The sequence below is a fragment of the Tatumella sp. JGM130 genome (assembly GCF_018257525.1).
GTDB classification, from domain to species: Bacteria; Pseudomonadota; Gammaproteobacteria; order Enterobacterales; family Enterobacteriaceae; genus Tatumella; species Tatumella punctata.
Window position 1 is genome coordinate 1 of sequence record NZ_JAERJS010000045.1, and the last position, 19,160, is coordinate 19,160.

At 45.1% G+C, this 19,160-nt stretch carries 18 protein-coding genes and 3 pseudogenes; 8 read left to right on the forward strand and 13 right to left on the reverse strand.

The window, feature by feature from the left end; all coding sequences use genetic code 11:
* Positions 1 to 46: 46 nt before the first annotated feature.
* The 3 genes from JK211_RS15365 (at position 47) to JK211_RS15375 (ending at position 2,172) form a co-directional block, all read left to right on the forward strand.
* Positions 47 to 346, forward strand: coding sequence for a DUF6387 family protein (locus JK211_RS15365; protein ID WP_256441192.1), 300 nt, complete (start codon positions 47 to 49; stop codon positions 344 to 346).
* 161 nt (positions 347 to 507) lie between these two features.
* Positions 508 to 1,362 carry a sce7726 family protein gene (locus tag JK211_RS15370; RefSeq protein WP_165777829.1) on the forward strand — a complete coding sequence of 285 codons (855 nt, stop codon included), beginning with the start codon at positions 508 to 510 and terminating at the stop codon, positions 1,360 to 1,362.
* 112 nt (positions 1,363 to 1,474) lie between these two features.
* A protein-coding gene (locus JK211_RS15375) for an IS1 family transposase (RefSeq protein ID WP_232210070.1) occupies positions 1,475 to 2,172 on the forward strand; the annotation gives its coding sequence in 2 pieces (ribosomal slippage) (positions 1,475 to 1,724 and positions 1,724 to 2,172; 699 coding nt in all).
* 10 nt (positions 2,173 to 2,182) lie between these two features.
* Here JK211_RS15375 and JK211_RS15380 read toward each other — a convergent pair.
* The 10 genes and pseudogenes from JK211_RS15380 to JK211_RS15425 form a co-directional block, all read right to left on the reverse strand.
* Positions 2,183 to 3,043 carry a glycosyltransferase family 2 protein gene (locus JK211_RS15380; RefSeq protein ID WP_061093484.1) on the reverse strand — a complete coding sequence of 287 codons (861 nt, stop codon included), beginning with the start codon at positions 3,041 to 3,043 and terminating at the stop codon, positions 2,183 to 2,185.
* Complete coding sequence (locus JK211_RS15385; RefSeq protein WP_170853788.1) at positions 3,009 to 3,899, reverse strand: glycosyltransferase family 2 protein; 891 nt, start codon at positions 3,897 to 3,899, stop codon at positions 3,009 to 3,011. The genes JK211_RS15380 and JK211_RS15385 overlap by 35 nt, the downstream gene beginning before the upstream one ends.
* Positions 3,900 to 3,930: 31 nt before the next feature.
* Positions 3,931 to 7,476: a glycosyltransferase gene (locus tag JK211_RS15390; protein ID WP_077890854.1), complete on the reverse strand. Its 3,546-nt coding sequence runs from the start codon at positions 7,474 to 7,476 to the stop codon at positions 3,931 to 3,933.
* On the reverse strand, positions 7,473 to 8,819 hold the full coding sequence (locus tag JK211_RS15395) for an ABC transporter ATP-binding protein (protein WP_053882716.1): 1,347 nt from the start codon (positions 8,817 to 8,819) through the stop codon (positions 7,473 to 7,475). Before JK211_RS15395 ends, JK211_RS15390 begins: the two co-directional genes overlap by 4 nt.
* Positions 8,809 to 9,627 carry an ABC transporter permease gene (locus JK211_RS15400; RefSeq protein WP_032695375.1) on the reverse strand — a complete coding sequence of 273 codons (819 nt, stop codon included), beginning with the start codon at positions 9,625 to 9,627 and terminating at the stop codon, positions 8,809 to 8,811. The genes JK211_RS15395 and JK211_RS15400 overlap by 11 nt, the downstream gene beginning before the upstream one ends.
* A complete protein-coding gene (gene rfbC, locus JK211_RS15405; protein WP_212709529.1) occupies positions 9,624 to 10,169 on the reverse strand; it encodes a dTDP-4-dehydrorhamnose 3,5-epimerase in 546 nt (181 codons plus the stop codon). The genes JK211_RS15400 and rfbC overlap by 4 nt, the downstream gene beginning before the upstream one ends.
* Positions 10,170 to 10,182: 13 nt before the next feature.
* Positions 10,183 to 11,073 carry a dTDP-4-dehydrorhamnose reductase gene (gene rfbD / locus JK211_RS15410; protein ID WP_212709530.1) on the reverse strand — a complete coding sequence of 297 codons (891 nt, stop codon included), beginning with the start codon at positions 11,071 to 11,073 and terminating at the stop codon, positions 10,183 to 10,185.
* A gap of 32 nt (positions 11,074 to 11,105) precedes the next feature.
* Positions 11,106 to 11,975 carry a glucose-1-phosphate thymidylyltransferase RfbA gene (gene rfbA / locus JK211_RS15415; RefSeq protein WP_032695378.1) on the reverse strand — a complete coding sequence of 290 codons (870 nt, stop codon included), beginning with the start codon at positions 11,973 to 11,975 and terminating at the stop codon, positions 11,106 to 11,108.
* Between the two features lie 16 nt (positions 11,976 to 11,991).
* Positions 11,992 to 13,056, reverse strand: a complete 1,065-nt coding sequence (rfbB, locus tag JK211_RS15420) for a dTDP-glucose 4,6-dehydratase (RefSeq protein WP_032695379.1) — start codon at positions 13,054 to 13,056, stop codon at positions 11,992 to 11,994.
* Between the two features lie 227 nt (positions 13,057 to 13,283).
* A pseudogene (locus JK211_RS15425) lies at positions 13,284 to 13,412 on the reverse strand (IS630 family transposase); the annotation flags it as partial.
* Positions 13,413 to 13,472: 60 nt separating this feature from the next.
* Between JK211_RS15425 and JK211_RS15430 the strand changes: the two are divergent.
* The gene (locus JK211_RS15430; protein WP_001067855.1) at positions 13,473 to 14,177 is read left to right on the forward strand and encodes an IS6-like element IS26 family transposase; all 705 of its coding nucleotides are present in this window, start codon (positions 13,473 to 13,475) and stop codon (positions 14,175 to 14,177) included.
* Positions 14,178 to 14,229: 52 nt separating this feature from the next.
* Here the strand turns inward: JK211_RS15430 and JK211_RS17145 are convergent.
* Positions 14,230 to 14,415: pseudogene (locus JK211_RS17145) on the reverse strand (hypothetical protein); the annotation flags it as partial.
* 501 nt (positions 14,416 to 14,916) lie between these two features.
* On the opposite strand from JK211_RS17145, the gene JK211_RS15435 reads away from it, so the two are divergent.
* A complete protein-coding gene (locus tag JK211_RS15435) occupies positions 14,917 to 15,885 on the forward strand; it encodes an IS5-like element IS903B family transposase (protein WP_077875605.1) in 969 nt (322 codons plus the stop codon).
* A gap of 166 nt (positions 15,886 to 16,051) precedes the next feature.
* Here the strand turns inward: JK211_RS15435 and JK211_RS15440 are convergent, their stop codons facing one another.
* Positions 16,052 to 16,468, reverse strand: a complete 417-nt coding sequence (locus JK211_RS15440; RefSeq protein ID WP_033548869.1) for a hypothetical protein — start codon at positions 16,466 to 16,468, stop codon at positions 16,052 to 16,054.
* Positions 16,469 to 16,960: 492 nt separating this feature from the next.
* On the opposite strand from JK211_RS15440, the gene stbA reads away from it, so the two are divergent.
* Positions 16,961 to 17,347: a plasmid stabilization protein StbA gene (gene stbA / locus JK211_RS15445; RefSeq protein WP_001039463.1), complete on the forward strand. Its 387-nt coding sequence runs from the start codon at positions 16,961 to 16,963 to the stop codon at positions 17,345 to 17,347.
* Positions 17,348 to 17,355: 8 nt separating this feature from the next.
* Positions 17,356 to 17,547 carry a hypothetical protein gene (locus JK211_RS15450; protein ID WP_000861580.1) on the forward strand — a complete coding sequence of 64 codons (192 nt, stop codon included), beginning with the start codon at positions 17,356 to 17,358 and terminating at the stop codon, positions 17,545 to 17,547.
* A 10-nt stretch (positions 17,548 to 17,557) separates the two neighbouring features.
* Here JK211_RS15450 and JK211_RS15455 read toward each other — a convergent pair.
* A pseudogene (locus JK211_RS15455) lies at positions 17,558 to 18,026 on the reverse strand (IS1 family transposase).
* A 41-nt stretch (positions 18,027 to 18,067) separates the two neighbouring features.
* Here JK211_RS15455 and JK211_RS15460 point away from each other — a divergent pair.
* A complete protein-coding gene (locus tag JK211_RS15460; protein WP_212709531.1) occupies positions 18,068 to 19,036 on the forward strand; it encodes a sce7725 family protein in 969 nt (322 codons plus the stop codon).
* Positions 19,037 to 19,160 lie beyond the last annotated feature (124 nt).

Here is a 19,160-nt window from a genome sequence, read left to right on the forward strand (position 1 = left end):
TCTTCATAGATTTCTCCCCGATTCAGGTTAGTAGAAAATTCTACTTATGAACACAACGGTTTTTCGGGGGGATTACCGAATAATACCAATGCTTGATTTACTTGCTTGGTCAGAAAGAAAGAAAGTGCTTCTGTCAGATGATAGAATATCACGATTGATTTATAGAGATGAATATGACGATAAGGTAATTAGACAAGGGTATCATATTAGAGATGCAGACCGACCTTTAGCTATGAAAGTAGTAGAAAATGATTTTTTACGCCAATTCTACTTTTTTATAAATAAAAACAGACATATTAAAGAGATGAGCGTTTATGATGTAATGAAAATTACAGACGCTGACTGATTATATTGTAATGGTTGATAAATATATTTTAAGAGAGATTTTACTGGAAATAGAGTATTTTAATGATTTGAAATGCAGTAACGATTATGCGAGATATGACAATTTTTTTCACGGTATGATTGTGCTATTATATAACAGTGAATAGTATGATGGATTTCCCAATGGCGCTAAGTATCGATAATATAAGAGTTTTTTCAAGGGTGTTCAGCCGCCCAGTTTTCGAGGCTTTAGCCAAGGGAAGAGAACCGTCTAATGTCTTGGATTTTGTGTCTTTCTCTGATGAAATGAAGCAGGATGGGCAACCATTACATACATTTTTTAGTGAATGTTATAAAGAGTTATCCAGAAATTATAGAAATGAGTATGTTTACAAAACAGAAGTAGCCAATCGAATAGTTTTTGGGAGGCATAGTCCCCGGACCTCATCCTTATTAAGTGAGCTTCATGTCGGAAAGTCTATTGTTGATATTGCAATTTTTAACGGAACATCTACAGCGTATGAAATTAAAACGGAATATGATACCCCGCGGAGATTGCAAACCCAAACCCCAGATTATTTAAAAGCATTCGATAAAGTTTATGTGGTTACTCATCCAAATTTATCTGAAAAATATGCTGAGATTGTTCCAGATAAAGTTGGTGTTATTGCATTAAATAATAGAGGTAGCCTTAAGATAGTGAAAAATGCTGAGTCAAATTTAGCTAATGTTGATATATTATATATTTTTCGTATGCTGAAAAGAAGTGAATACCTTCCAGCAATAGAAAAATTCATTGGCGAGAAGATCAATTTACCCAACGGGCTTATTTATGCATTCTGCGAGGATATATTTAAAAAAATCCCTCAGGATATAGCTCACAATATTTACATTAATGCAATGAGAGGCAGAACGACAAGTGATGATATTGTAAGCTTTGTTAATTGCCTTCCTAGTTGCCTTCGTGTGTTGGGAATGTCATCTGCTTTATCAAGTGTTCAACGTAAAAAGATCCTCACGGTTTTGGGGATAGTGTAGAGATGCTTAACTTTATGTGATCATTTTTCTCTCTGGAGGGAGTCATATGTATAGTCCGGTAATGCTGCCAACTTACTGATTTAGTGTATGATGGTGATTTTAAGGTGCTTGCGTGGTTTCCATTTCCATCAGATATCCTTCCTGCTCCGCTACTGAAGGCGTGGTGCGTAACGGCAAAAGCACTGCCGGACATCAGCGCTATCTCTGCTCTCATTGCCGTAAAACATGGCAACTACAGTTCACTTACACCGCCTCTCAGCCCGGTACGCACCAGAAAATCATTGATATGGCCATGAATGGCGTCGGATGTCGCGCCAGTGCACGCATTATGGGCGTTGGCCTCAACACGGTTTTACGTCACTTAAAAAACTCAGGCCGCAGTCGGTAACCTCGCGCATACAACCGGGCAGTGATGTGATTGTCTGCGCTGAAATGGACGAACAGTGGGGCTACGTCGGTGCTAAATCACGTCAGCGCTGGCTGTTTTACGCGTATGACAGGATACGGAGGACAGTTGTGGCGCACATCTTCGGTGAACGCACTCTGGCCACACTGGAGCGTCTTCTGAGCCTGCTGTCGGCCTTTGAGGTCGTGGTATGGATGACGGATGGCTGGCCGCTGTATGAATCACGCCTGAAGGGAAAGCTGCACGTTATCAGCAAGCGTTACACTCAGCGCATTGAGCGACATAATCTGAATCTGAGACAACATCTGGCAAGGCCGGGACGGAAGTCACTGTCGTTCTCAAAATCGGTGGAGCTGCATGACAAGGTCATCGGGCATTATCTGAACATAAAACACTATCAGTAAGTTGGAGTCATTACCATATTTTCCAACCATGTTTACTGAAAAACTTCACCATTGATGACGTAAAGAAGAGAATGTGTTTAATTCCTTTTCTCGATACATTTCCGCCGTGATGCAGCATCCTGACTTCAGGTACATAGGCTACATCTGTCATTTTTGTGGCTCTTAAACTTAAATCAGTATCTTCAAAATACAAAAAGAAGTCTTTATCGAACCCCCCCAAAGCTGTCAGCACAGAGGTTCTAAAAAGCATAAAGCAACCGGTGACAATTGGCGGATTCCATAGAATGGTTTCAGCCTGCATTTCATCCTTCATGCAATAATATTCCAGCTTCTTTCGGAACATGTCCTGAATAACTCTTGGTGCAAAAGCGCGAATCAACAGAACAGATACATCAGGATATCTTTTACACAGATACTGACGGTCGCCATTTCTCCAGTGACACTGTGGTGAGAGCAGACCACAATGGGTATTTTGCTCCATAAATTCAAATGCCACACGTAAAGAATCAGGAGCAAACTCAATGTCAGGATTTAACACCAGATGGTAATCAAAGTTGGAATCGATGGTTAAATTATGAGCACGACCATACCCTAAATTTTCACCGGTAATGGTGACTGTGCAGAATGGATATTTCTTTTCGACCTGCCGATGTATTTCTGTTTTCTCTTTATAACCATTTTCAACAATCGCAATTTTATAGTTCAAATAGGGTGTTTTTTGTGCTGCGATTAAAAATGACTCTATTAACGGAAATATATCATCATCGATATAATAAGTAACAATCGAGATTTTTACAGATACTTCTTTGTCCACAACATTATATCCACTGCAGTTATCACTTATATTTTCCGCTGATATTCCTGAAAGCATCAAGAAACCCCTTTGAAATCATTTTTATCTCCGAGCTTTTATTTTCAGCTGAGAGAATAAAAACAGCTAACTTAGCAACTAACTTATAGGCGTCTACTACCTTCCAGTTAACCGGGATATAATTTCTTTTATACAACAATATTGCATTACGCACCTGATAGTAATGACGCACAGGAGCATGGATAGCCACACTGCTCTTGAAGACTGCAACCCGGCGCTCCCCTAATGAGTGCGTCATACCAGCATTCAATACGCCGTAGCAGCGTAGTCCTTGATATCGTGCGCGTAGTGACCACTCAACATCAACATAGTCAATAAACAGCGAGTCATCCATGCCACCAATTTTTTCAAAAACATCGACTGGTATTAATGACCCGGAGGCAATTAAATGGTCAACGTCGACACATCCGGTGCTATCGGCCTCAAGGTTTTTATTCACCCGAAGCCCCTCAACGCGAATAAAGCGAGAATGTTTAGCCCCATTGCTATCAATAAATACAGGGCCAACGGCAGCAGCATCATCGTGGTTCTGAAGCGCATGATAAAGTGTATCAACCATATCGTCGGAAGGTACACTATCTTGATCCATTAAGAGAACATATCTGTAGCCTTGTGCCCTGGCATACTCAATCCCATGGTTCTGAGCAGTCGCAATCCCAACATTGCTACCAATTAAACGAAGATTCACAGTTGCTGATTCTTGCTTCAACAGCGCTGAAACCTCAGCGCTGTTGTCTGAACCATTATCGACAATCAAAATATCAACACCGCTGCTATCTAATTGTCGAATCTGTGTCTCTAAACGCTCAATTTCAGGATTAAATGTTACTGTGATTGCAAGGATTTCGTTACTCACAAGTAATATCCATAAAAGGGCCAAAGGCCCTTTACTTTAAAACATCCAAATAAATTGAAGACAACTCTTCATATTGCTCATCAAAATTTCGAATGTGCGAATGAGGAAGAGTGAGAGGTCTGGTAGGATCTCTCTTCGCAAAATATTCAATCGTTTCTGACACAGCCTTAGATAGATCTTTACTTTCATTATTGAAGGGAATCACTAAACCATTCTCACCAACAATGATATCCTCTGCCGCACCGCCAGCATCACTGGTAATAACCCATACATCACGGATAAGGGCCTCGCGAACAGTCAAGCCAAAACTCTCTTTGGATTGTGTTGGATAGAGTAAAACATCAATCCCGGCATAAAAATCATCAATTTCAGCTTGAGTAAATGCCGGCACAACCTCAACAGAATTGATACCATCAAGATCGTCCGGACTAAACGATGGGAAACCAAGATTGAGAGTATTATCGACTATGACTAAGCAGGCCTGACTTGCCGGAATGCTAGAAAATACCTTCTTGATCAGATGGAAACCTTTGATATTCGTGTTTCCGCCCACGTAACCAAACTTCAACGGTTGATGAGGGTGACGTACTCGTTCTGAAGAAGGAGCAGCGACGCCGTTCTTATTCAGGCGAACATTGTCAAAGCCTTCGCTTTTATACACCTCTGAGGTGAACAGACTTGGCGCAAGTATGACATCTGCAAGTTTTAATGCACTTCTTTTCTTCATCTGATAATAGTCATCGTTATCATCAAGATGTTGAGCACTATCTAATTTTTTACTCAAACCCCTGAACTTATGTTTTTCATCAAAGCTCAGAATGAATTGATGTTCATATAGCCACCAGTAATCATGGGCAGTAACAACAATAGGAATATTACGCTGATGACAAATATCAAGCATCGTAACGCCGAGTCCTTGAATCGAGTGGAAATGCACCAGGTCTGGCTTGACTAAATCGAGCACATGTTTAAATTCCGCATCGATGTCATTATTCACGATCTGCTTCTTCGACGGCAATACGTCCGGGATAACCATCCCATAGCAGTCTTGCCCATCAAATTCATAGCGGCGAAGTTTATTTAGCTGACCATAATCTTGATTTAACGCCGTAAACACATGAATATCAAACTGTTCATTTGTATTTAAGCGTTTATTTAGTGCTTCAGCAACAACAGTCGCACCACCAAAAGAACGTGGTCCATAATAGCAGTTTACGGATAAAATCTGCTTTTTAGCCGTCTCCACAGGATGATTAAAGTCATCAACCAGTGGCATAACCTGATTTTCGGCGATAAATTCCTGGGAGTAACGAGCCAGAACGGTCTGCTTACCCTGCAGACCAACAGCATGACGTAACTCGGCAGAATCTATTAATGTCTCAATAACTGATACCCATTGTTCCGTGCCATCACACAAGAAACCATTTTCGCCATGATTAATAACGTTGGAAAAATTAGGTCGCGGTGAACAAATGCATGGAATACCTAAAATGGAAGCCTCAATGTATTTAATATTACTTTTCGAATCATTAAATACATAGTTTTCCAACGGCGCGATACTAATATCACATTCATTGAGAATTTTCAGGTAATCAGTATATGGGCAGAATTCTATTCTTTCTATCTGCGCTTGTACAATATCGTATTCTTTTGGTAACCCTAAAGTTCCAATCAAACGGAAATGGACATTTTTATGCTTTTTAAGAATTGCCAGAATCGCATCAGAGGCTTCAAGGAAATCAACGTTATGCGTGCTGGTTCCAGAACCATAGACGATTCGGATAATATTGTCTTCGTTACTTTTTCGTGTTTCTGGCAATGACGAGGCTGTCACCACAGTTTCTGGATCAAGCGCATTTTCAACAACAAACGCATATTTCACACCGGCAGCGACCATTTCTTCTGCAAGATGAGGCGTCGATGCGATAGCAAACTTGCAACGTGACATTGCCGATTTATATAAATGAGCACCATCCAGTAACCCCTGGAAGACATCTTTATCTAGCTCATTTAAGGTACGACTATTCCTCATCACTTCAGCATCAAAGATAAGGTCATCGACTTCCCAGTACGTTGGGAGATTAAGTCTATCGCATTCATCAAAAATACGATGAACACTGTCAAATGCCGGTACTCGATAAAAAATTATCAAGGAATGACTCTGTAACGCATCAATACATGACTGCCAATCATGCCAGTTGAGTACTGTTACAGGTATATTGAGCTTTTTAAATAACTCAACTTTCTGATCAACACGATACTTACGACACTGAGGTATTGATAGCTCTGCAATGATCAGTACTCGCAGGCTCAGTATTTTAGTGGCATCGAGATTAATTGCAGGTAATTCCTTCTGAACGCGTACTGCTTGCATACTCTGGAATGCCGCAACATGCCTGATTCGCTGTAATGCGCCCGAAATACCTTCACGCTTAAATACCGCCATGCCCTTTTTGTAGGTGTAAGCAACACCGTGAGTTTTCGTCACATGCGTTACGGTTTTGGCCGCTTTTTTAGCCCGGCGGAGATTAAGCATGGCTAAACGTATCGGTTTGGTTATACGCCAGCTCGTTGAATCCCGTAACGCCTGGTTATCAAAACTCAGGCGTTGGATGAGATGCTCTTTTTCTTCAAGTACTGTATTAACTTCCTGAATATGCTGCTCTTGTTTACTTATGTGGTTTTGAAGTTCTTTCAGTCTTTTCTGTTGAGCCAGAATCTCTTTAGTCAGCTCCTGCTCTGCAACAACTAATTTCTGCCATTCCATTTCTGGATGAAGTGGTAATGAACTCCAAAAATTATGAGCCTGCAGCATTGCCGGCATATAAGTACCGTTGTGGGCCTTATTACCCTGGACAACGCTTTCTTCGTCTCCGACAATATGCCGAATACCGAGAAGATTAGATTTTGCTTTACCTTTTTGAATGATACACAGCGAGTTTATAAAAGTAACTGAATGAATTTCGCTATAGTCGATAGAGCCTAAGTGTTCACAACCATAGTGTTCATAATAAGGCTGTAAGAATTCATCAGCACTTAGCTCAACCCCCCAATGCTCATGGTTTTGCACATCGGCTAATTTTTTAAGAAATGCCATTGAAGAAAATGGGTCATAGAGTCCCCCTTCAAAGTTTTGCCAGTAGCTACAATGTAAATCTTCGATAATATAAATTCCCTCATCATTAACCAGAGGGAAGTACAGCAAGAAAGATTTAATAATATCGGATGAATCATGAGAACCATCATCGATAATCAAATCAAATGATTGTGCAATATCCTGAATCCGGTTTTTCACGTCTTCAGTTGACGAGTTTCCAATTACAATCTTTATTGTATCATCATTATATTTTAATTTTTCACAATCAGGATTGATATCGCAACCAACGATATTCTCGGCGGCGGGGAAATACTTTCTCCATATTTCTAATGAACCACCGTTTTGCACACCAATTTCTAGAAAATTCTTGACAGACATTCTGGAACTGGAAAGGTACTGGTGATATGTATGGAGATAAATATCCCATTTATCTGATGATTTTCCGTTATGCTCGTCATAGAGCTCAATTAAATTTTTCATTCTTTTTCCAGTTTCACATCATCAAACTTAATACCGACCAGTCCCCAACGTACATCACTTGAAGAAACATTGATTATCAAGGCATCATGTAACCAGTGGTGCTGGACATGGCTATTTATATCACCGTTAGCCAATGAGACCATCATCGAATATTCCCCATTGGGCAGCATCGGTAATGTAAACACATACTCAGCAGTCATTTTCTCACCTGCACCTACAGAAAATGCATTTTTATTGGTGAATGGTAACGTGTTCTCTCCGAATAGAACCTGACCCAAACGATCTTTAACCAGAAAACCTAATATCGGTGAGTCAAATGACTCATTTATACTAGCGGTGATTCGTAGTTTGACTTTTTCTCCACCTTTGTAAAGGTGGTGGGTGTTCCCGGTTGCCACATCACTGAATGACACATCGATAATTTCGCCGGCACCGGTTTTCCAGCCATTAGCATCTGATAGATTGTTATCAATACTGTATTGAGAGTTATAGTCGAAGGTATCATTAGCAGTCGTATTTTCAGCAATGGCAACTTGGGATCGCTCAGTAGAAACGTCATCTTGTTTATTATTTTTAATATCATCAAGTTTAGTTTCATCACCGTAAACCTCTTGCAAGGTATACTGCAGATACTTTTCTGTAATAGCCTTGGCTTTACCAGATGAAATCATTTCACCTTTATGAAGCCAGATAGCTTTATCACATAAGTTAATTACTGATTGAGTATCATGGCTCACAAACAGTAAGGTGCCATTCTCTTTAAACTTACGGATAAAGCGCATGCATTTCTGGGTAAATACAGCATCACCAACAGCAAGCGCCTCATCAACGACAAGAATATCAGCATCAACGTGAGCAATAACGGCAAATGCCAGTCGGACATACATACCACTGGAATAAGTTTTTACCGGTTGATCGATGTAGTCGCCGATATCAGCAAAAGCCAGAATTTTATCGTAGCGTTGTCTGATTTGCTCGTTCGTCAAACCATACAAAGAGGCCGCCATAAAAATGTTTTCATGACCGGTAAACTCAGGGTTAAACCCCGCACCAAGCTCCAACAATGCAGCTATACGGCCATTAACCTTCACCGTACCATCTGTAGGTGTCAGCGTGCCGCAAATCATTTGCAACAAAGTAGATTTGCCCGAGCCATTACGGCCGATAATGCCAACCGTTTCACCCTTTTTTAGGGAAAAACTAACATTTTTTAAAGCCCAGAATTCACGGTAAAGCTGTTTACGAGATCGAAAGAACATCTGCATCAAACGATCTTTTGGTGAGTCATAAATTTGATAACATTTACTTAAACCCGTTATCTCAATAATATTATCAGATGACATCTGCAAACCCTTTCCGTGTTTTCTGGAACCAAAGGAATCCAGCCCATGCAATTGCTGCATTGACGATTAACCCAACTAAGTATGGTCTAATTTCTGGAATCCGCCCCCAATACATTACATCTCTGGCTTGTTCAATAAATTGAGCCAGTGGATTAAGTAATAATAGTGGCCTTACTGATTCGGGAAGAGCAGACGTCGGGAAAAATATTGGCGATAAGAACATCAGCACCATAGTGGCTATACCAACTATTTGGCTAACATCACGCAAATAAACACCTAAAGAACCTAAAAACCAGCTCAGTCCCATAATCATTAAAACCAATGGCAGGAGGACAAACGGTAGTAAAAGGATGGTGATATGAGGCATGCCGACTTCTACAATATAGAAGATAAGCCAAACCAGGCAGCTAATTGAAAAATGGAATAATGCAGCGAATAAATTGACCCAAGGTAATACCTCCAATGGGAATATTACCTTTTTCACATAATTCGCATTTGCAAGTATGGCAGTCGGAGCCCGATTAATACATTCAGAAAATAAGTTGAATATAATTAACCCTGAAAACAGTACTAATGCAAATGCTGTACGCGACGTGCTCCCCTCACTCCATTTTGCCTGGAATACGACACTAAATACAAAGGTGTATACCACAAGCATAAGGACAGGTGTGAAAAATGACCAGAGCAGCCCTAATACTGAACCGCGGTACCGGCTAATCACTTCACGACGAGTTAATGTATATATTAACCGCCGGTTAGAAATGAGTGACTTAAATAGCTCACGGGTTTGGTTAACGACAAAACTCATTCATAGACCTCAGCATCAAGGAACAATGCACCGACTTTATCTTTATCGGAAATCAATACATCCTGGTTTGGCCATTCAATATTTATCTCTGGGTCATTCCAGAGAATACTGCGCTCAGACTGTGGCGCATAGTAGTTGGTCGCTTTATAGACAAACTGCACCGTCTCACTCAGGGCCATAAAACCATGCGCAAATCCTTCCGGGATCCACAGTTGACGTTTGTTTTCCGCACTCAGCACCACGCCCACCCACTGACCAAACGTCGGCGATGAGCGGCGTACATCGACGGCCACATCAAACACTTCACCTTCAACGCAGCGCACCAGTTTGCCTTGCGCATGCGGATCCAGCTGATAATGCAGGCCCCGCAGCACGCCCTTCTGAGACTGCGAGTGGTTGTCCTGCACAAACTCGACATGACGGCCCACCACCTCATCAAACACCTTGCTGCTGAAACTCTCAAAGAAGAAACCGCGCGCATCACCAAACACCCGGGGTTCAAATATCAGTACGTCAGGAATGTCTGTTTTAATAATATTCATTTTGTCTGCTTACCTACTTGCCTGAAACTTCCACAATCACCCGCTCGAGGCCCTGGCGCCAGTCCGGGAGCGTCACGCCAAATACGCGCTGGAACTTCTCATTCGACAACCGCGAGTTCAGCGGCCGTTTTGCCGGGGTCGGATACGCCGTTGTCGGGATACCGTTCACCTCTTTGATGGCCAGCTGCACGCCGTTAGCTCTCGCCACATCAAACACAAAGCGCGCATAGTCATACCAGCTCGTCTCACCGCTAGCCACCAGATGGTAGATCCCGGCAACCGCCTTATTGCGCAGCGCTTCCCGGATGGCGATGGCAGTGCAGTCCGCCAGCAGCTCTGCCCCGGTCGGCGCGCCGTGCTGATCGTTAATGATCGATAGCGTCTCTTTCTCACCGGCCAGGCGCAGCATGGTTTTGGCAAAGTTCGCCCCACGGGTCGCGTACACCCAGCTGGTGCGGAAAATCAGATGGCGGGGGTTTGCCTGCTGCAGCGCCAGCTCACCGGCAAGCTTGGTTTCACCGTAGACATTCAGCGGCCCGGTGGCCTCCTCTTCCTGACGATAGTGGCTCCCCTCCCCGTCGAACACATAATCGGTGGAGTAATGCACCATCAGGGCGCCCAGCTTCGCCGACTCTTCTGCCAGCACCGCCACGCCGCGGTCATTCAGCAGGTCAGACAGTTCACGCTCGCTTTCGGCTTTATCGACGGCAGTGTGCGCTGCCGCATTCACAATCACATCCGGTTTCACCTGGCGGACGGTCTGAGCAATGCCGTCCAGATTGGTCAGGTCACCGCACAGTTCTGTATCGAAGTAGTCAACCGCCACCACCTCTCCCAGCGTCGACAGCGAGCGCTGAAGCTCCCAGCCCACCTGGCCGTTCTTGCCAATCAGTAAAATTTTCATGATTAAATACCCTGTAAACGGTTGGCAGGTGATTAATATCCGCTGAGCAGACGCTTGAGATAGGCACCGTATTCAGTTTTCTTTAACTTTTCAGCCTGCATCGCCACCCCTTCTGCAGACAGCCATTTATTTCTAAAGGCGATCTCTTCCAGACAGGCCACTTTCATCCCCTGACGCTTCTCAATGGTATGAATGAACTGTGAGGCCTCAATCAGGCTGTCATGCGTACCGGTGTCCAGCCAGGCAAAACCACGTCCAAGCAGCTCCACCTGCAGATCGCCGCGCTCCAGATACATCTGGTTCAGGGTGGTGATTTCCAGCTCGCCGCGCGCAGACGGTTTCACGGCTTTCGCCATCTCCACCACGTCGTTGTCGTAGAAATACAGGCCGGTTACCGCCCAGTCAGATTTGGGCTTCAGCGGTTTCTCTTCAATAGACAGCGCCCGGAAGTGCTCGTCAAATTCCACCACGCCGAAACGTTCCGGGTCGAGCACCTGATAACCAAACACGGTAGCGCCAGACGTTTTGCCGGCCGCTGCATCCAGTTTCTTGCTAAAACTCTGGCCAAAATAGATGTTGTCGCCCAGCACCAGCGCACAGGCATCATTCCCGATGAACTCTTCACCGATAATAAAAGCCTGCGCCAAACCGTCCGGTGACGGCTGAATGGCGTAGCTGAAGTTCACCCCGAACTGCGAACCGTCGCCCAGCAGACGCTGGAATGCCGGCATATCTTCCGGGGTGGTGATGATCAAAATATCGCGGATCCCGGCCAGCATCAGCACCGATACCGGGTAATAAATCATCGGTTTATCGTAAATCGGCAACAGCTGTTTAGACACGCCCTGGGTGATCGGATATAAACGGGTGCCGGAGCCGCCGGCCAGAACAATACCTTTCATGGGTTTATATCCTTAATCAGTTATTCAGGCCAAGACGTTCGCCGGCGTAGGAGCCGTCCAGCACGCGCTGCCACCAGGTCGGGTTATCCAGATACCAGCGGACCGTTTTCTCAATCCCGCTTTCAAAGGTCTCCTCCGGTACCCAGCCCAGATCGCGCGCAATTTTTGACGCGTCGATCGCGTAGCGCAGGTCATGACCCGGGCGGTCTTTGACAAAGGTGATCAGATCAGCAAAGTGGCTGATAGTGGCCGGCTTCTGCTCCACCACCTTGTCCAGGATGCTGCAGATGGTTCGGACCACATCAATATTCTGTCGCTCGTTATGGCCGCCGATATTGTAGGTTTCTCCGCTCTCACCTTCGGTCGCCACTTTATACAGGGCGCGGGCGTGATCTTCGACGTAAAGCCAGTCGCGGATCTGCTGCCCGTTGCCGTATACCGGCAGCGGTTTGCCCGCCAGCGCATTGAGAATAGTCAGCGGGATCAGTTTTTCCGGGAAGTGGTACGGACCGTAGTTATTGGAGCAGTTGGTCACCACCACCGGCAGGCCGTAGGTGCGGTTCCAGGCACGGACCAGATGATCGCTGCCGGCTTTGGAGGCCGAATACGGGCTGCTCGGCGCGTACGGGGTCTCTTCGGTAAACAGATCGTCGGTGCCGTCGAGGTCACCGTAGACTTCATCGGTGGAGATATGGTGGAAGCGGAAGGCCGGCTTCGCAGCCGCATCGAGCGTGGACCAGTAGTGACGGGCCGCTTCCAGCAGAGTAAAGGTGCCGATCAGGTTGGTCTGAATAAAGGCCGCCGGACCGTCGATGGAGCGGTCCACATGGCTTTCGGCCGCCAGGTGCATCACGATATCAGGCCGGAATTCACTGAACTGCTGAGCAACGCCCTGGGCATCGGTAATATCCGTACGCGAGAAAGAATAGCGCGTATTGTCGGCCACGGAGGCCAGAGACTCGAGATTACCTGCGTAAGTCAGGCAGTCCACGACGCGGACTTCATCCTGGGTATTCTCAATAATATGACGAACGACGGCAGAACCAATAAACCCGGCGCCACCGGTGACAAGGATCTTCATACTCTCTCTCGTTTTTCAATGAGTAAAATGCCACTCTGGCACATTTTTAGAAATTTCAGACACGCTACCGCCATTGGCTATCGCAACCAAAATGCGTAACGCTACCGTACTGTATGCGTGGCTTACAGCGTCAACGTCTACAGGGTGACAGACTGTCTCCTTGTACCATTTTGATGATGTAAAACTCACACTGCACAAAGCAGACTAAATAGCTGCGCCTAATACCGCTACACTTTTGCCTGACCATGTTTTCCTCCGGGGAATGGGCTGGCGGTTTCCATAAAATGGCGGACCTTTTTCAGTAACTGCCACATTGAGCGGCACTGATGATTACGGGTTATCGTATCATGAAGGGCACTGTTGCAAATAGTCGGTGGTGATAAACTTATCATCCCCTTTTGCTGATGGAGCTGCACATGAACCCATTCAAAGGCCGGCATTTTCAGCGTGACATCATTCTGTGGGCCGTACGCTGGTACTGCAAATACGGCATCAGTTACCGTGAGCTGCAGGAGATGCTGGCTGAACGCGGAGTGAATGTCGATCACTCCACGATTTACCGCTGGGTTCAGCGTTATGCGCCTGAAATGGAAAAACGGCTGCGCTGGTACTGGCGTAACCCTTCCGATCTTTGCCCGTGGCACATGGATGAAACCTACGTGAAGGTCAATGGCCGCTGGGCGTATCTGTACCGGGCCGTCGACAGCCGGGGCCGCACTGTCGATTTTTATCTCTCCTCCCGTCGTAACAGCAAAGCTGCATACCGGTTTCTGGGTAAAATCCTCAACAACGTGAAGAAGTGGCAGATCCCGCGATTCATCAACACGGATAAAGCGCCCGCCTATGGTCGCGCGCTTGCTCTGCTCAAACGCGAAGGCCGGTGCCCGTCTGACGTTGAACACCGACAGATTAAGTACCGGAACAACGTGATTGAATGCGATCATGGCAAACTGAAACGGATAATCGGCGCCACGCTGGGATTTAAATCCATGAAGACGGCTTACGCCACCATCAAAGGTATTGAGGTGATGCGTGCATTACGCAAAGGCCAGGCCTCAGCATTTTATTATGGTGATCCCCTGGGCGAAATGCGCCTGGTAAGCAGAGTTTTTGAAATGTAAGGCCTTTGAATAAGACAAAAGGCTGCCTCATCGCTAACTTTGCAACAGTGCCCCAGTAGGTAACCCTGGGCACTGCAGGATTCATCCCCTGATCGAAGAACGAAATAATGGCGTGATCCCGTTTAACGACCAGCCAGACATCAAACCGTATCCGGTGCTTCTTCTGCAGGACAAGCAGCGTATCAACCACCTCATCAAGGCGGTGCATGCCAAGCTCTGCGGCGTGCAGACGCTGTACTTGTCAACGCCACGATCTTTGACCGTCTTATATCGACAGAGTTATCCGGCATGGTGTCAATCCGTTCACAATTTTTCCATCGGAGCAGCCTACCACCGGTGATAACCAGACTTTGCCTGTAGTTTGTATACACAATCCCTGGCATTGAAACACACATATGAAGTGTACTTCGGATATGACCGTACGCTCAGGAAGTACGGCAGATTCCGTCAAAAATTACCTGTAAAGACAGACATCAGAAAAACAGTGCTCGCCGCAGACCGGTGACCGGGCGAAGCCCGCGAACCGGCGAGGAAGCGCAATGGATCTGTAGTTACAGTGAGCAGGTACGCCCTGAAGCCTTCATAATCGGTAGTGTATGCTGTTTTTCTGGAATGATTTATCCACATATCCAGAGGCCCGATCCAGTAAACAGATCCATGAATGATCAACAAAGGATCCATTAAAGATCCCCATATCTCTGCAAACCGGCTTTGTTGAATAAATCGAACTTTTGCTGAGTTGAAGGATCAGATCACGCATCTTCCCGACAACGCAGACCGTTCCGTGGCAAAGCAAAAGTTCAAAATCACCAACTGGCCCACCTACAATAAAGCCCTCATCAACCGTGGCTCCATAACTTTCTGGCTGGATGATGAAGCTATTCAGGCCTGGTATGAGTCAGCAACACCTTCTTCACGAGGCAGACCTCAGCGCTATTCTGACCTTGCCATCACGACTGTGCTGGTCATTAAACGCGTATTCAGGCTGACCCTGCGCGCTGCGCAGGGCTTTATTGATTCCATTTTTTCTCTGATGAACGTTCCGCTACGCTGCCCGGATTACAGCTGTGTCAGCAGGCGGGCAAAGTCGGTTAACGTCAGTTTCAAAATGCCCACCCGGGGTGAAATCGCACACCTGGTAATTGATTCCACCGGGCTGAAGGTCTTCGGTGAAGGAAAGTGGAAAGTCAAAAAGCATGGCCAGGAACGCCGCCGTATCTGGCGTAAGCTGCATCTCGCCGTTGACAGTAAAACACATGAAATCATCTGCGCTGACCTGTCGCTGAACAACGTTACGGACTCAGAGGCCTTCCCCGGGTTAATCCGGCAAACCCACCGGAAAATCAGGTCAGCCGCCGCCGATGGCGCTTACGATACCCGGCTATGTCACGATGAACTGCGGCGTAAGAAAATCAGCGCGCTTATCCCGCCCCGAAAAGGTGCGGGTTACTGGCCCGGTGAATATGCAGACCGTAACCGTGCAGTGGCTAATCAGCGAATGACCGGGAGTAATGCGCGGTGGAAATGGACAACAGATTACAACCGTCGCTCGATAGCGGAAACGGCGATGTACCGGGTAAAACAGCTGTTCGGGGGTTCACTGACGCTGCGTGACTACGATGGTCAGGTTGCGGAGACTATGGCCCTGGTACGAGCGCTGAACAAAATGACGAAAGCAGGTATGCCTGAAAGCGTGCGTATTGCCTGAAAACACAACCCGCTACGGGGGAGACTTACCCGAAATCTGATTTATTCAACAAAGCCCCGTTGATGCGTCAATACCGTAGGTAAATTTAGCAACTAGAAACCATACCATTATTGGCGGCAAAGTAATTGCAAATAAAAATGCTAAGCCTCTTTCTCTATCGTCCATTTCAGCGCTCCTTTTTTGGTTCCCAGACTTTATAGCCGTTACGTTCAACCTCTGCTTTTGCCGCTTTGGTTTTACCCGGTTCTGCTATCGAACGTAGGAGGATCAGCGTTTCAATAGCGAGTGATTCATGCAACATCATCTGTCCTGCCGGTGGGAATGTTACGCCAGATAGCGTTTCGGTTATTGCCTTCAGCTCATCGCGCAGTGAGCCAAAATCCGCATCTGAAGCACGGTCAAAAAGGTAATCCAGTTTGCGATTTACGTCGCTCAGCTGGTTGGTAACTATTTTCAACCCGGACTCCAGATCACCTGGGCCAGCTTCAAGGCAGCGCCGCAGATACTCTGACCGATTACCACCTGAAACCTGGTCTATATAGGCCAAAAGTTCATCTGATACTTTTGCGGTTATTGTTGGCATTCAGCCCTCACTTTGTGCATTTTTTAAACGAAAAAAGGGTGTCTAATACGGTGAAATCATAGTATTACCAAAGTAATAAATAAAAAATGTTTTAAATCAGTAAGTTAGATTGGATTTGTAATACCTGGGTAATACCGCAGCATGGCTAAATTTGGTTTTTTTCTTTTAAATCAGTGTGATAGAGTGATTTATCACGCTGCGTTAGGTGTATAGCAGGTTAAGGGATAAAAAATCATCTTTTTTTGGTAGGGCGATCTCCGTAGGTTAAGGGTCATTTGGCTAAAAAGCGTCCTATTCTTTGATGGTCATGCTTGCATGACCATCTGAGCAACCAAAAACTACAGATAAACTACAGATAAACTACAAAAAACGTTTTGCCTTAGTGTTGGAAGACTACAAATAGACTACAAGAAAACTACAGATAAACTACAAAACTCGATTGCCCCCTTCTTACGAGTGTTGTAGAGTCATTTTCATACAACGGAGGGGGTTATGAATAAACCAGCAGATCTGAAACCCCGCAACTTATCGGCTGCTGTCAGATTGCGCCTAAATGAAATCGAGAACTGGCTGGACAGAGGGCTAACGCGGCATGAAATTGCTGAAATCCTCGACAGCGAATACAGCTTTTCGGTAACAGCCAAAGGGCTTGAGATGGCACTGTATAGAACGCGGCAAAACCGAAAAAATGTATTGCACAATACACATGATAAGAGTAGCGCGAAGGGTGCAGCGGAAAGTGTATTGCACAATACACAACCGTCTGAGCCTGAAGCGCAGGAAAGTGAAAAAGCAGAGAGTCCCGGCATTATTGATAAAGAATTCTTCAATAAAATCGGTGAGAATTTCGACCCTAAGAAGTTCAACAAAAAATTCTGAGGTGATTTATGAAAGTAGCGGTAATTAATTACAGTGGCAGTGTTCGTAAAACCTTAATTTCATCTTACCTGTTAGCCCCGCGCCTGACTGGTGCAAAGTTCTATGCGGTAGAGACTATCAACCAGTCTGCTTCCGATCTGGGTATTGAAAATGTGACCAGTTTTAAAGGTGACGACTTCTCACGTTTGATTGAGGGGTAATGACTCCAACTTACTGGTAGTGTTTTATGTTCAGATAATGTCCAATGACTTTGTCATGCAGTTCTCCCTTCAGGCGTGATTCATAAAGCGGCCAGTCATCCGTCATCCATACCACGACCTCAAAGGCCGACAGCAGGCCCGGAAGACGCTCCAGCGTGGCCAACGTGCGTTCACCGAATACGTGCGCCACAACCGTCCTCCGTATCCTGTCATACGCGTAAAACAACCAGCGCTGGCGTGATTTAGCGCCGACGTAACCCCACTGTTCGTCCATTTCCGCGCAAACAATGACGTCACTGCCCGGTTGTATGCGTGAGTTTACCGACTGCGGCCTGAGAGGCGGTGTAAGTGAACTGTAGCTGCCATGTTTTACGGCAGTGAGAGCAGAGATAGCGCTGATGTCCGGCAGTACTTTTACCGTTACGCACCACGCCTTCAGTAGCTGAGCAGGAGGGACAACAGATGGAGATGGAAGCCACTGGAGCACCTCAAAACCACCATCATACACTAAATCAGCAAGTTGGTAGCATTACCGTATAGTCCATATCTATATGGTCGTGGTTCTGAGCTGTTAGCGCTAAGAGAATTGGCAACAAGTTGTACTAATGCTGAGTTGTTTATACCGATAATTGAACCCGTGCTAACCAAAACCGATAAACTTATACGTTGTTTAGAGATACTTTCAGAGAAAAACAAGAGGGTCATGTTAGTCATCAATCCAAAACAACATGAGTTTAGCAAAGATATAGAGGCTCGAAGAAAATTTGTAGCAACGATTAAAAATAATTTAGATAAATGTAAAACACTTATCCCCACCCTTATAGTTGACTCAAGTGTAGCAATTGAAACTGTTAATGGTTTCTTAAAAGCATTTGAAGGTTCAAATGTTGCTTTAATATACAACAAGCCAAGTATTAGCGATGTGGAATTTTCCAAGTTAACAAAATTAAAAGTTATTGAATTTCATATCACTATTGATGGTAATGTTACTGATTTTCAATTTAATGAGATCCCTAAAAATAAACTTATTGAAGTGAAAGATAACTTCGTCAAATTAGATAAGAATGCAGATTACTTTGGCCAAGAAGTTTTCACGGATAAACATAAAAAAATTGGTAAAACAGTATTAGGTATCGGTGATTTCACTATAGTCGGGAAAAAACTTGAGATTGGTGGTGGCAAGGCTGGTGCCGTTGCATCTCATTTAATTTATAAACATCCTGCAAGCGGTGATATATGGATAGAACATTTTGTTTCGAATGATACTGATAGAGACATTGGCGACGTAGCGTCAAAATTCTTACAAATGACCGATAAAATTGAAAAGGAAGTTAGAACAAGGGCCACAGAGTACGGCTCTAATAAAGCATTAGAAAAATATAACGAGCATTATAAAAGCAGAACGTTTCCCGGTTTGGGGAAAAATAAAGAATATCAGATTAGACACCACATACAGCACATAATTGATGTAATATCAGGAAAAATCTGACAGTAAAGAGGCTATTGAGGGTGTTCATTATTCTGTGTCAAGGCTTACGGTAAGTGTCAAGGTAGTTGTCACCCCCGGTTAATTTAAGCCGCCTGTTTTTCCCGTTCCGGGTTCAACGTTACCG